Raw genomic sequence first — 14,107 nt, 5'->3', positions numbered from 1 at the left:
CGTTGGACAGTTTTATTATAAAGCGACTATTTGCTACTTGCTGAACATCAAATAGGGAAAATTCTTTAAGGACTTACTAGATGGTGTTTAGGAATGAAGTTAACGATGAAGACATCTCAGTGAGGAGAACGCTTTGTAACAGAATCTGCCTGAATGGCAAAAGTAATAATATAATTTCCCAATGTATCTTTAGCAGGCCAATCAATCTGCATTCGTTTTCCCACATTTATAAATCGCACTTTACGTAAAGATATTGTCACATTTGGCTCTGCCAACGCACCCACCTTAAAACCTTGTATCCAAATATTTTCCCAAAGTATTTTACTTCCCTTTTTGATGCGAAAGGCTACATTATTTTTTACTGTATCATACGGAATGACCAGTAATGGTTTTACCCCTTTGTGGCTCCATAGCGTATCACCTAGTATAAGAGTTTGGCCAAGCCTCAGGGTATCATTTAATTCAGTGGGCAAAATTTTTTGAGTCTTCAATATACTGATTGAATCAGAAGTAGATATTAAAATTGAAGTTTTTTTTATTTGCTGATTAGAAGAAAAAATTAGGAAGTAACTCTCTAACAGAATAGCTATGGTTAGGAAAGTAATGATGATCCAAAGTAAATTTTTAGAAATAATTATCTTGGATAGAAAAGTGTCTTTAGCCACATTTTCAACTGCTGGAGTCTCTATTTGAGTTTCCTCTACGGCATCCTTCAAGTAATCTTGCGATTGTCCTAGCACTGATAGTCTATTATGGGCCAATACTACCGTGATATTATCCTTTCCGCCTTGTTGGTTTGCGAGGTTAATCAAATCCGTAGCTTTCGTCTCCAGCGGAGTATCTCTGTTTAAGGTAGTGGTAATTTGTACGCGGTTAAGCATATCAGTTAGACCATCACTGCATAGTAGTAATATATCATTCGGCCAAAGGTCTTCTTCACCTGCGTCGAAAAAATCAATATCATTGATCTGATGAAGATCTGATCCCACATCTCGTAATATTTCATTCCGACGCGGATGATTCATTGCTTCCTCCTCGGTTAGTTCATCGGCATCCTCACGTATACCCACAAATGAATGATCTTGTGTAATTTTTTCGAGAGTTTCATTTCGATACCGATAAAGGCGAGTATCACCAACGTGTACAAAATATAACTTTTGCTTTTTGGAATCTACTATCGTAATAGTTAGTACACAGGCCATCCGAGATAATTTTAAATCTGCTTTTCGTTCTTCGAAAATTTGGTTATTAGCGAAGACTACTGCTTCCCGCAGCATGCTTGGTATTTCCCCTTTTGGCTCAGCCATATATTCTGCAATACAACGACGCGCTATAGTAGCGGCTCTGTCTCCACCCATGTATCCACCGACACCATCAATTACTGCCAATAGAGCAATATGGTTAGATCCCCATCCAGGGGAAGTTAGTAGTTCGGCAATAAATGTATCCTGATTGTCTGTGCGAAGCTGCCCCACATCGGTGACACCAGCAAGTTGAATATAAGGCATAAACTTTATTGAGGCAGATTTTTAGATTGTCTGAAGGCTAACAGAACAACAAAGAACAAGAGTGAAAATGAGAGTATTAGATCTAACATGACACTTAAATGGTACTTTCAAATTTTAATACAACTGTTGTGTTAAGTGTAATTTTAGCAGGAGTTGGTAAATTAACCCATTTAGGATTAGCGGCTTCGCTTCGAGGAATTAGTTGCTCATTTACACGAGTTTCATTTCTGCTAAACGAAGCAATTTGAAACTGGCGATTAGCCTCTTGAAAACGTATACGCGCATGTATATCTGATATCCACTTCGAATCTAGAAGTAGATAGTTGGGCTTTCCTCTATGAATACTTTTATCTTGATCCGTATCACGGGCAATTACTATCTCACTAACCTTCATCGCATAGGCTCCCTCTTTGTTCTGATCCCCTAAATACCATTCTATGTTAGCCAGTGTAGCTCCTTTGGAACGTGTTAGAGTAGATGTTTCTCCCCACTCTAATTCGGGATTGAATTTAACCGCGAATACCCCTGTCGCTCTAAAATCAATCCCCTTAAATGCATCCTGATTTAGGTCTAATCGTTCAAACTCGGTCGTTTTCTTAGATTTGATAGTTACTTTAATTTTTGCCTGGCCATTATTTTGATTCTCATTCATATTGTAACCAGTAGGCGCTCCCATGATGATTAATGAATCTACTTTTTCACCGTTAAACTCTTTACCTGGCGCAAATTGAAAGACCCAGTTGCTAGAAACTGAACCTATTTCACTGGACTTTTTAATTTTTTTCAGTCTTTTATAAAAGTCGTTTATTACAACTTTCACGACGTAAGGTAATGTTTGAAAGATTTCTTGAAAAGCTTCTGGGCTCATGATAATAATGTAGTGCATATCAAAAATAGCAATATTGCCTACCCTTTTCTTCTTAATTGAGAAGTCAAAACATTCTAATATCTCAGCTCTTAAGCGTTCATTGGTGACTTCCTGTTTTTCGGTTTTTGATAATTTGGGGAGTAATTTATCTAGAATGCCCATTTTTCAGCTCTTTTAAATTATGAGTACAATACTTTTGGTAGCTTTGGTGGAATTAGTGATCCGAGAGACTTATTAACAAATCAAAAAAGAGGTCAATTCCATTGCAACTATTTAATTATATGAAAATGATAATATATATTTATGTGTAAATTCTATCCTTAGTGTGAAATTTAGTATTATTCGTCTAAAATATTAACACTAAATATATCATTCACGAGATATCTCCAATACAGATTCTTTCTAATCATAAACGCAGTCCGTATTCCTGCATTGTCTTACTTGCTAACTTTCCGATTCAAATTTCTGTAATCTTTTCTATTTCTACTGTGGTGGCTAAGTTTAGTAGCAGATTGAGATTGAAAAATTAGAGCTACTCTATAGTCATTTAATGCTAAAGCCGAAGAACAAAGTATTTACTAGTTTAGAGGCCCTCCAGCAGATTACTACTACGAGGCCAAAGAACTGCAATAAGCAACTAAGATAATACAAGCCTTCTTTTAATGGTTTTTCCACTTCACTATTATCTATTGGCTTGAATCCTTGAACAGGACTGCAGTTTTTGGTTCTAACAATTGACAACTAGTTTACTTTTCTGATTAGCAGCTGATCGTTATTTCCTATTTATTCCCTCAGCGGAGGAATCTGAATGTGAGTTTATCTATTTGCGGGAGTGAAATCCTTCTCAATGGCCTTTTCCTGAATATATCTGGCAAACCACTGAAAGCTACGTTCCAGCGTGACTTTGTTATCGTAAATATCCCGACCCTCCACTTTTAAAGTGATAGATGCCAACTGCATTCGGGCCTGATCGATTTCGATCTCGCCTTCATGGTCTTCAAATTGCGTTTCGAAAACGACCAAATGGGCGTTGGGAAGAACCACTCGTTTTACGGTATCACTGATTGCCATCCGCATATACGACCTCGGATCAAGATCCAGGCAATTATCAATGCTGGTGTACTGCTGGTCGTCCTTGATAAACGTCAGCCGGTCAAGAATAAGCGGCCCTAAACCATTATTCCGAATATGAACCGCTACCTGCTTTTTATAATCGGGTAAATCAATTTGTCCCAACGGTTTCAGGGATTTTTCATTGTGCATCCGTTGCAGATACAATTGATAAAACGTCGCCAGCAACGCCAGGATTGAAATAATGATTGCCAAGATGACCTGCCTCTGCCTAAATAATGATACCGCAATAGTCTATAATCCTTATTGCCGGATTAAAACTAGTTTTTCGTGTTGCGTTACAATTAGTTTTTCGTGTTAAAAGTTGCCCTTTCTAATAGTCCAAGCTACTAAAGCCAGCCGGTCGTTGATCCGCCCCAACGTTTGAAACACAGCTTCATCAGTCGGTAACTCGCCAAAAACAAGATTTTTGAACGATCCGTGGTAGGTGCTCCGTAATTCCGGCCAAACACGGTCTAAATCAGAAAACAGTAATGCATCAGCCGGATGCCGATACAACCAGTCTTTATTGTTGCGAAAACTGATTTCGTCATCCTTACCCACTTTGTGCAACATCACATCCAAGTCATCGGAATCGAAGAAGGCCGAAATACCCTCTTGCTTTAGAAGTTGATGTAGATCATACACGTGACGTATTTTATTGCGTAAATCCACCAGCGGCCTCTCGGTATAGGAAAACCGGACCAGGCTCATGATCTTTTCACAAAGTGTTCGCGTGGGTGCCAAAAGTTGCACCTCGAACGGCAACAGATCATACTGAGTGGCTAATTCGTCTTGTCCCCTCGCCTGCATCATTTGATAGATAAACGAACTGACCTGGCCCGTTATCACCGGTTCTGATGAGCCTAGCCAACTGGATTCCAGAATAATTAAGTCGCGTACCTGCCCAAAGTCACCCACGAACACTTTCGAATAGGAATGGGCCGTTTTTCGGATCATGCCCTTTTTATTGGTAATGCCTGGTGTTTCCAGTTCAGGAAGGAATTCAGAGACGGCATTACTGATTCGTTTTAGGCGTTCTTTTAACTGGTTCGCTGAAAGGCCAGGCTCTTTTAGAAGCACCAGATCGATATCTTCGGAAAAGCGGTTGATAAACGAAAAGCATTTAGCTAATGCGGTTCCCCCTTTAAAAACGGACCACTCGGCGAGTGGTCCCGTAAATATGCGTTGCAACGCCAGCGTCACCCAATAATCCTTCTCGACATAAATCTGAGGCAAATTCATGTGCTGAGCGGTGATGGTGACCGCATCGGCGAAGAGTTCCTGATCTTCATGTAGCTTCATTGAATGTTCCAATCGGATGCGTCCGGCAGCAAGTTATTGTCAATTCCCAGATCAAATTTTGTCAGGGGGTTAAGGCTATCCCAAAGTTTTTTGGTCCCCTGCTGCTGATTCAAAGCCGTCAATACCGCCCCCAGCAAGGCCCTCACCCGTGGCGGATAAGCCAACGCATAATCAATCATCGCCTGACGTTGTAATGGGTTTATTTGCCCAACCCTGTCTTTGAAAATAGCAAGAGCATTGCCCATATCGACATCCGGAATTTGTTTGAGGTCTTTCATGGCATCCAGAAACCCTAATAATTGATAATTATCGTCGGTCACCTCCACGTAGCTTTTGACCGCCGTTGCTTTGACAGAGCCCGTATTGACAAAGATTCTCCGGTTTCGGCTGGCTATTTTCATCACCGCTGGTACCTGTGTTGTCAGCCCCAGTTGATTATACAGATAGTCACCCGTGATATAAGCCGTTCGTTTACCGTTTTGGTAGAGATACGGTTTTAGGAGCTGCTCTTCGCCGGGCTTCTTCTCTCCAAAAATGGTTTTCTTCGGTTTGTAGAAAATCCCCTTGGAAAGTTTTTTAATGACGCCTTTCTTTTGAAGGCGTTCCAGGGCTTTAGCAGCAGTCTGATAGTCCTGTTTAGCCAAGGCAAGCTGACCATACCCGAAGCTGGTATCTTCGGGCAGCCCCTGAATCTGTTGGTTTACCTGATCTGAAATACTGGTCATTTGACAAGTGTAGCGTAAATCGATACGAATGTCAAGTTTTTTGATCAAAAAACTTGACATTCGCAATGTACTAAACCTAGATAACCCTATGAATATGAACGAACAATAAAACAGACGGCTGATTATATACCCATTTTATCAATCAACCTTCTTTATCCAGCATGTATCGGGCAAACCAGTGAAGGCTACGCTCCAGCTTGATTTTGTTATCGTAAATATCCCGACCCTCCACTTTTAAAGTGATAGATGCCAACTGCATTCGGGCCTGATCGATTTCGATCTCGCCTTCATGGTCTTCAAATTGCGTTTCGAAAACGACCAAATGGGCGTTGGGAAGAACCACTCGTTTTACGGTATCACTGATTGCCATCCGCATATACGACCTCGGATCAAGATCCAGGCAATTATCAATGCTGGTGTACTGCTGGTCGTCCTTGATAAACGTCAGCCGGTCAAGAATAAGCGGCCCTAAACCATTATTCCGAATATGAACCGCTACCTGCTTTTTATAATCGGGTAAATCAATTTGTCCCAACGGTTTCAGGGATTTTTCATTGTGCACCCGTTGCAGATACAATTGATAAAAGGTGGCCAGCAACGCTAGCCCGGAAATGATGACTGAAACCAGGACCGACAAGCCAACTCACCCTTGCTCAAAAAGAGGAAAACAAGTCTAAAGTATGGTATAATCCCGAAGTAATTTCAATCGTTCTCGGGCTTGCAAGTCGTAAATCAGCGGAATAAACCGGTGGTACAGGCTGCACTGCGGGTCTTTCCCATTTACCCGGTACACCGGACAACCGCTGGTGCATACCGATTTATACCGGCATGACTGACAGTCTGTTGATTTCATTTCTTCATAATGACTACCCTGCTCAATCATATCCACCAAATCCAGATCGGTATTGAAAAGGCTGTGGGACAACTGAGTCTGGTCGCCAAAATGAACGTGGCAGTAGTTAACCGTACCGTCCACATAGATGGCTCCACCGGAAAATCCCGATGCACAGGTTTGGAACCCTAACGCATTGGGTTTAAGATCACAGAATTGATGCCGTTGGGAGAAGCGCCAGCCGGTTTGAATGGCGTCTTTCATGATCGAATAAGATTCCGACAAATAGGCTTCCAGCATTTCCCCATCGATGGCTTCACCTTTCACAATCGAATAACGAAACGCAACGTCCCGATCAATCAGATAGCGGGTCAGGTCAGGTAAGCCTTCCAGATTCGTATTGGTCACAACCGTATTAATGGATACCGGTATGTGATGATCCAATAAGGTGCGCAGATTTCGATCAACGATGTCGAAACTACCAGCACCCGACCGGAATTTCCGGGTCGCATCATGATCCGTTGCTAATCCGTCCAGCGAAACTCCATAGCTGATATTATGCTCTTTGGAAAACGTCAGCATCTCATCCGTTAAAATGGTCAGATTGGTAATAAAGGAAAGCTCAAGTTCGCACCCTAATTCGTTTAACGTCCTCCGGGCATGGGGAATGAAGGCTTTCCAGGACTTGAACTGGCTCAAAGGTTCACCTCCCGCCAATCTGAACTTCACGTGTTTAAGCTTTCTGTTCCTGACGGTTTCAACCAGTTTATTCAGCAATTGCTGTTTGGTGGTATCCAGCATGCCGTTGGTGGTATTCAGGGTTGATATATAGCAGTAGCCACAGCTTAGATTGCACCGGTTGGTGGTGTGAATCCAGAAATTCAGCGATTCTGAAATAACTGGTTTTTTGGGTTGGCTAAAAGAATGGTCAAACCGGATAATCTCGGTTTGGGTAAGCAATCCGAAAAACGCTTCCAAAACATCAGCCGAAATAGCGAGTTTATAGCCGATTTCGGATGTGGTGCTTTGGTTATCAATGGCTGTAATAATCTCATATTGCGCCCGATTCAGAATTCGTAGCGAATTCGGATAGGCGCAATTGACCACATAGAACTGCTGATCGTCAATGGGCCGGATCAGCAGTTGGGGCGATTTGATGGGTATTAATGTCTTCATCGTCGGGTGCTGAATAGCCTACGCAATCACAGTTGGCATTGGCGGAGGTGATGGACAGTTCCTTTTTTCCAATCAATTTTTCTAAGATGGAAAGGTCATCAAACAGGATGTCCTGGCTGTTGGTAGAGATCATAGCGGGTACCATTTTTTGTTTCAGTTTATTTTAATCGATTCAAAATGGCATACACCGTGCTGGGATGCCACTGGCTATCACCGCGAAACGTCGAGACGCCTTGTTTATTGAGTTCCTGAGCAATCGCTCGCACGGTAGTAATACCCCGGTTTTCCAGTTTCTTGAGCAGAGGAGAAAGCTGGTGAGCAAACTCTTCGGCGGCCTTTTTATTTCGTTTGGCCAACGTCTTGCCATATTTGCCCAGTACAATCCCTCGTTTTCTGGCGGCTTCCAGAGCGTCTTTCGTAGTTTCACTAATTCGCTGCCGTTGCTCTTCAGCGACCGCAGCCAAAATATGGATCGTAAACCGATTGGCGTGCGGGTTATCGGTCACCACAATTTCGACGTCGGATTTCACTAGTCTGGCAATTTTTTCAACATCGCGGCCTAATCGATCCAGCCGGGCTACCATCAACGTTGCTTTGTTCTGCCGGCATCGCTCCAGGGCGTCAAAAAGGCCATTCTGCTGTTTTCGGGTTGATTTCACCTCAACCACCTCATCAATCAGGTCATAGCCATTAAGCCGACAATAACTGGCTACCGTCAATTGCTGAGCTTCCAGCCCCAATCCACTTCGCCCCTGTCGATGTGTGGAAACGCGGTAGTAGGCAATGACTTGTTTCATAGCGGGTTAACCGTGCTGTTGTTCAGATGTAAACGATCAATTACTTTTGAACAGATTCAGCTTAAAATTCGGTTAGTCCGGCTAAAAAGAGCCTGTTGAACAAGGATTTACAAATGAGGTGATCGTAAAAAAAAGACATTGGTGTATAGGGGTTAATGATCGTTTACTTCAGTACAAATTTTTGGATGAAAAATTAGCTCATCCTCTTTTTTTCTGGGCCATTCCACTACTTATATAATTCACCTGCTATGTCATATAGTGACCTCTTAGCCCAACAGGACAAGGAGCTTGAACGGCTGAATCAGGAATATTATGCAGACCACGCAACGATTAAAAATCTGCAAAACGAGCATTACGATAAAGCCCGATTTGCTGGTCAGTTAGACCGGCTCAAAGAACTGCACGAAAAAAAGGTCAAAGATTTACAATCCCGCTTCGCTCAGGAACAACGAACGTATTTGGGAGAGCCTACCCCACCTGAGCCCCGGCCCGATATTTCCCAGAGTCAGGATAAGGCGGCTGACATGATAAAGACGTATCGACAGCAGCAAACGGAACCCAACACAACCACCCAGCAAGGATCGGGTGACCAGCAAATGAAGCCGCCACAAAATGTAAAAGGCCGTCCAGCCGATGAGGCTGAAGTTAAAAGGCTGGCGCAAGAGACCCGCGAAAAACGGGAGCAAAAGACCCAACAACGTCGGCGCGGTTTCCGACGATAAAATGCCCCGACTGGTAGCCGGAGCATTGAACCGGGGCTATTTACTCCGCTTTCAAGATAGCCTCCGCTAATTGCAAGGCGGTTGACTCCTCGGTGATAGCCTATGCCATCCGTGCAGCTTGCGCATAAACACTAATTGGATGGGTGGCCATAAACCATCGGTCACGTTCCACCGGCAATCGCAAATAGCCACCTAAAGTGGTCAATTCGAATAGATTGATGTAATCCAATTCCGGTGCGCCCAAACCGAGATCGCATAAACCAAAAGCCATATCCGGGGAGTATGGATCGATTTCAGTAAGTAACCAGGTCGCATTAGCGTCCGGTGTAAAAAGTTTGACAACCGGAAAATGATCTTTACCCCGTAGAATGGGATCACCATTTTTCAAGAGTTGTCGGTATTGGGATTGGGTAAACAGTTTCATTTTGTTCTCCGTAAAGTTAGAGTTACGGCGATGGCACAACCGGACGGTATCAGCGAATAAACCAGCAAAAATTTTGGTTGGGCGGGGAATGCGATCAGCAGGCGAAAAATATTGTTGGTAGAATGAGTGACGTCTGGTACATCACCGGTAAAACCCTGGCCTGCTTACTGGCGAATTAATAAGGTAACGGTTAAGCCCCAAACGACTACGAATAAGCGCGTATTAGCCATCGTTGACTGCGCTCATGAGTAATGCACGCTCACGGTCACTGCCAGACTAAGGGTCTTGTCTCATTTATCCACACTCGCCTGCAATTGCCGGAATATATAATAAGACGCATTTCAATACCCGAAGGTGCGATTGATACGGACATTGCTACGCATGGAACGAAGCGGCAAAATCAATTTCAATACCCGAAGGTGCGATTGATACTTTTGAAGGGGAGCCAGACCGATCAGAAGAAGTTTATATTTCAATACCCGAAGGTGCGATTGATACGAGGGGTAGGGGTCGTTACACCGCCCTGAACGCCCCATTTCAATACCCGAAGGTGCGATTGATACAACGATTGCCGCCGAATTGGGCCTGGCCTTTTACTAATTTCAATACCCGAAGGTGCGATTGATACCAAATAAGTGTAAATCATGTAAGCCAACCCCTTTGCACATTTCAATACCCGAAGGTGCGATTGATACGTTCCCCGAAGCCGTCGACAGTACCGAGGTGTTGCGCATTTCAATACCCGAAGGTGCGATTGATACGATCCGGTTGACCGTTTTCATAAACAGAGAAAAGCCAATTTCAATACCCGAAGGTGCGATTGATACTCGCAGGGCGCGAACGTGATCAAACAGGAGTTCCTCTATTTCAATACCCGAAGGTGCGATTGATACTTGCTGGTGCCTTACATCACAAACCGCTGCATCATCCACATTTCAATACCCGAAGGTGCGATTGATACAATTGGACGTCAAAGGCGGGGTCATCGCCCGGCTGTAATTTCAATACCCGAAGGTGCGATTGATACTTTTTTCAGGCGCTGGCGGAACTGTCAGCACTTTTACATTTTAATACCCGAAGGTGCGATTGATACAGGACGAAACCCACAGCCAGAACTCCCATTCTTTGTGATTTCAATACCCGAAGGTGCGATTGATACGGCTAAGCCTAAGGTAGAATTTTACGAAGCCGTTACATTTCAATACCCGAAGGTGCGATTGATACCTTCTGCCAGTCGGACAGCGTGGCCGGAATGTCGGATTTCAATACCCGAAGGTGCGATTGATACGCCCTGCTCCTTACAATCGATTCCGGCCGGGATAACCACATTTCAATACCCGAAGGTGCGATTGATACCGCCCCAGCTGGCCTCCCAATGGCTCAGCAACAACGCATTTCAATACCCAAAGGTGCGATTGATACCTTACCGGTGGTAGGTTTCCAGTCCGTCGTTGGTGCTGCATTTCAATACCCGAAGGTGCGATTGATACAAACCTCCGTAAACTTTGCCATAGACTCCGCTTTATATTTCAATACCCGAAGGTGCGATTGATACCACCCGAAATTACAGGACGTTACAAGGGAACCCGGAAGATTTCAATACCTGAAGGTGCGATTGATACAAAATATTGAATGAAGTCGTTTAGGGCTTCGTAATCATTTCAATACCCGAAGGTGCGATTGATACCAGACCCGTTCGAGCATCGCCTGCATTTGTGGGCTGTTATTTCAATACCCGAAGGTGCGATTGATACTGGAAAAGCGCCGGTCGGCCCGTTCTCAAAATCCATTTCAATACCCGAAGGTGCGATTGATACGATTGCAGAGAAGGGTTAGCTTCTCCAACTGCGTTAAATTTCAATACCCGAAGGTGCGATTGATACGGATGATCTCAACTGCCCATCCATAGGAATTGTAAACGATTTCAATACCCGAAGGTGCGATTGATACCGAACGTAAGTGATGAGAATATCGAGCAAATCCCCATTTCAATACCCGAAGGTGCGATTGATACACACAGCCACGCTCATCTGGCAACCCGGGCCGACAATATTTCAATACCCGAAGGTGCGATTGATACGTCCGGATCGGGTGTGACTTCATAAGCCGCCAGCAGATTTCAATACCCGAAGGTGCGATTGATACCTCCTGAGCAGAAGTACAAAATCATCCGGACAAAACAATTTCAATACCCGAAGGTGCGATTGATACGTCGGCGATGCTGGATGTTCCGCTCGAAAACGCAGACATTTCAATACCCGAAGGTGCGATTGATACGCGCGTCGTTCAAGGCTTTGTCGTGGCTTACACCCTATTTCAATACCCGAAGGTGCGATTGATACCTTTACGGCACAATTCCCAGCGCCCTGCTCACTATATTTCAATACCCGAAGGTGCGATTGATACCTGCTGGAAGAAATCGATAGCATGATGCAGGATTGCTAATTTCAATACCCGAAGGTGCGATTGATACTCAAAATTCATGAAGCTGTTTGGATTTCGGGGTCTTACGATTTCAATACCCGAAGGTGCGATTGATACTTTACGGTTTTGCACAAACCGCAATAGTACAGAAAATATTTCAATACCCGAAGGTGCGATTGATACAAGGCCGTCCTGTCCGTATTTTGCCAGAATAGCCTATTTCAATACCCGAAGGTGCGATTGATACGAGTGAAAATTGAGGGGGTTACGCCCGGTTTTTACGCATTTCAATACCCGAAGGTGCGATTGATACCCGGGGTTGTAAATATCCGTTGTGCCGTCACTTTATTTCAATACCCGAAGGTGCGATTGATACACGCCCAAGCGAACGCGTCAGGATCGAATACGTTTGCATATTTCAATACCCGAAGGTGCGATTGATACGTAGCTAAAGCGTTCGGGTTTTTCTGGCAGTACTTATTTCAATACCCGAAGGTGCGATTGATACCGCTGCTGCTGGAAGGCAACGACAAAGCCATGCTACGCATTTCAATACCCGAAGGTGCGATTGATACTACTTGGGTAAACAGCGCAAGTCGCTGGAAGCCATCATTTCAATACCCGAAGGTGCGATTGATACTACGCTGGTGCGTCAAAAACATGCGATTCCTCAACGCCATTTCAATACCCGAAGGTGCGATTGATACGATCAATCCTCCGCCAAACAGACCCGCAGCGTTTTAATTTCAATACCCGAAGGTGCGATTGATACGATGGCTTGACAGACCCACCCGGCGCGGGTTAGGGCTTATTTCAATACCCGAAGGTGCGATTGATACATGCGGACTATACTATATAAAACGGGTTGTTTACCAAATTTCAATACCCGAAGGTGCGATTGATACGAACGCATCCCGCAGTGTCCTCACGGCATACGGATATTTCAATACCCGAAGGTGCGATTGATACCGGACTGGGTAAAAATGCGCAAACTGACGAAGCAGAATTTCAATACCCGAAGGTGCGATTGATACCGCTCCGGGCCGTGCGTAAAGCACTGGACAATTACATTTCAATACCCGAAGGTGCGATTGATACTTCCAATGGGCGTGGGCGTCCAGTTGCCAGCGACCGATTTCAATACCCGAAGGTGCGATTGATACTGATTAATCACTTTTAAAAATATACTTGAATGAAAAATTTCAATACCCGAAGGTGCGATTGATACCGGCTTGATCGAAGTTGTCCATATCCAGCACTCGAATATTTCAATACCCGAAGGTGCGATTGATACTTAATGGCGCGTTTGAAGTCTACTAAGTTTTTCATATTTCAATACCCGAAGGTGCGATTGATACTGGCGGAGGATTGATCGCCGAGAAAGACCGTCATTTCTTATTTCAATACCCGAAGGTGCGATTGATACGCCATCAAACAAATGCCAATAATGCTTTTCCATATCAATTTCAATACCCGAAGGTGCGATTGATACTTAGGCCAGTAGGAAAGCATTTGAGCACATCCATCAAATTTCAATACCCGAAGGTGCGATTGATACGGCCTTATGGATTTCCTTGTAACAACGCTCATACAAATTTCAATACCCGAAGGTGCGATTGATACCAGCGTTAGTTCCAGTGCAATCTGCCCGCTTGCCCCTTATTTCAATACCCGAAGGTGCGATTGATACTTGAAACCATTAGTTTATTCGTATTCATTTTTTTATTTCAATACCCGAAGGTGCGATTGATACTGTTCTGGTCGCCCGTGTTCCGGTGGCCCGTGTTCATTTCAATACCCGAAGGTGCGATTGATACTAAAAGCATCTGAGCGCAAGCGCGAATTAGCATTTTAATTTCAATACCCGAAGGTGCGATTGATACGCCTTTGTCATCAAGGAACCGCATGTCTGCAAAACATTTCAATACCCGAAGGTGCGATTGATACCGCCATGACCGACCTGATCGCTGCCGTGTTCGCCGTCGCATTTCAATACCCGAAGGTGCGATTGATACTGGCTCCCCCAAATTCCGTACTACCTCGATGTACTCAAATTTCAATACCCGAAGGTGCGATTGATACCCAGACGTACAGCGGGTACACCTTGCCACTTTTCAGATTTCAATACCCGAAGGTGCGATTGATACCTGGGCGAAATAGCAGGCATTCACCAGCACATCAATTTCAATACCCGAAGGTGCGATTGATACAAATCT

At 44.1% G+C, this 14,107-nt stretch carries 11 protein-coding genes and 1 CRISPR repeat array (1 of these 12 running past the window's edge); of the genes, 1 reads left to right on the top strand and 10 read right to left on the bottom strand.

The annotated features are described in order from the left end of the window. Positions 1-116: 116 nt before the first annotated feature. From ACO064_RS16425 to ACO064_RS16385, 9 genes are all read right to left on the bottom strand, one after another. Positions 117-1,508, bottom strand: a complete 1,392-nt coding sequence (locus ACO064_RS16425; protein WP_421828345.1) for a PP2C family protein-serine/threonine phosphatase — start codon at positions 1,506-1,508, stop codon at positions 117-119. Positions 1,509-1,602: 94 nt separating this feature from the next. Further along, the gene (locus tag ACO064_RS16420) at positions 1,603-2,538 is read right to left on the bottom strand and encodes an FHA domain-containing protein (RefSeq protein ID WP_421828344.1); all 936 of its coding nucleotides are present in this window, start codon (positions 2,536-2,538) and stop codon (positions 1,603-1,605) included. 654 nt (positions 2,539-3,192) lie between these two features. Then, the gene (locus tag ACO064_RS16415) at positions 3,193-3,702 is read right to left on the bottom strand and encodes a hypothetical protein (protein WP_421828343.1); all 510 of its coding nucleotides are present in this window, start codon (positions 3,700-3,702) and stop codon (positions 3,193-3,195) included. A 102-nt stretch (positions 3,703-3,804) separates the two neighbouring features. After that, on the bottom strand, positions 3,805-4,791 hold the full coding sequence (locus tag ACO064_RS16410; protein WP_421828342.1) for a nucleotidyl transferase AbiEii/AbiGii toxin family protein: 987 nt from the start codon (positions 4,789-4,791) through the stop codon (positions 3,805-3,807). Next, positions 4,788-5,564: a DUF6088 family protein gene (locus ACO064_RS16405; protein WP_421828341.1), complete on the bottom strand. Its 777-nt coding sequence runs from the start codon at positions 5,562-5,564 to the stop codon at positions 4,788-4,790. Before ACO064_RS16405 ends, ACO064_RS16410 begins: the two co-directional genes overlap by 4 nt. A 94-nt stretch (positions 5,565-5,658) precedes the next feature. After that, positions 5,659-6,153 carry a hypothetical protein gene (locus ACO064_RS16400; protein WP_421828340.1) on the bottom strand — a complete coding sequence of 165 codons (495 nt, stop codon included), beginning with the start codon at positions 6,151-6,153 and terminating at the stop codon, positions 5,659-5,661. 36 nt (positions 6,154-6,189) lie between these two features. Continuing rightward, complete coding sequence (locus tag ACO064_RS16395) at positions 6,190-7,524, bottom strand: radical SAM protein (RefSeq protein WP_421828339.1); 1,335 nt, start codon at positions 7,522-7,524, stop codon at positions 6,190-6,192. Next, complete coding sequence (locus tag ACO064_RS16390) at positions 7,472-7,657, bottom strand: hypothetical protein (RefSeq protein ID WP_421828338.1); 186 nt, start codon at positions 7,655-7,657, stop codon at positions 7,472-7,474. Before ACO064_RS16390 ends, ACO064_RS16395 begins: the two co-directional genes overlap by 53 nt. Positions 7,658-7,682: 25 nt before the next feature. Continuing rightward, a complete protein-coding gene (locus ACO064_RS16385; protein ID WP_421828337.1) occupies positions 7,683-8,321 on the bottom strand; it encodes a recombinase family protein in 639 nt (212 codons plus the stop codon). A gap of 248 nt (positions 8,322-8,569) precedes the next feature. Here ACO064_RS16385 and ACO064_RS16380 point away from each other — a divergent pair, with 248 nt between their 5' ends. Next, a complete protein-coding gene (locus ACO064_RS16380) occupies positions 8,570-9,043 on the top strand; it encodes a hypothetical protein (protein ID WP_421828336.1) in 474 nt (157 codons plus the stop codon). A 100-nt stretch (positions 9,044-9,143) separates the two neighbouring features. Here the strand turns inward: ACO064_RS16380 and ACO064_RS16375 are convergent, their stop codons facing one another. Next, a complete protein-coding gene (locus ACO064_RS16375) occupies positions 9,144-9,467 on the bottom strand; it encodes a DUF2958 domain-containing protein (RefSeq protein WP_421828335.1) in 324 nt (107 codons plus the stop codon). A gap of 338 nt (positions 9,468-9,805) precedes the next feature. After that, a CRISPR array of direct repeats spans positions 9,806-14,107; the repeat unit is 29 nt; unit sequence ATTTCAATACCCGAAGGTGCGATTGATAC; it runs 5,992 nt beyond the window's last position.

The sequence above is a fragment of the Larkinella sp. genome (genome assembly GCF_965227735.1).
Taxonomy (GTDB): domain Bacteria; phylum Bacteroidota; class Bacteroidia; order Cytophagales; family Spirosomataceae; genus Larkinella.
This window is presented reverse-complemented; position numbering and strand designations above follow the sequence as displayed.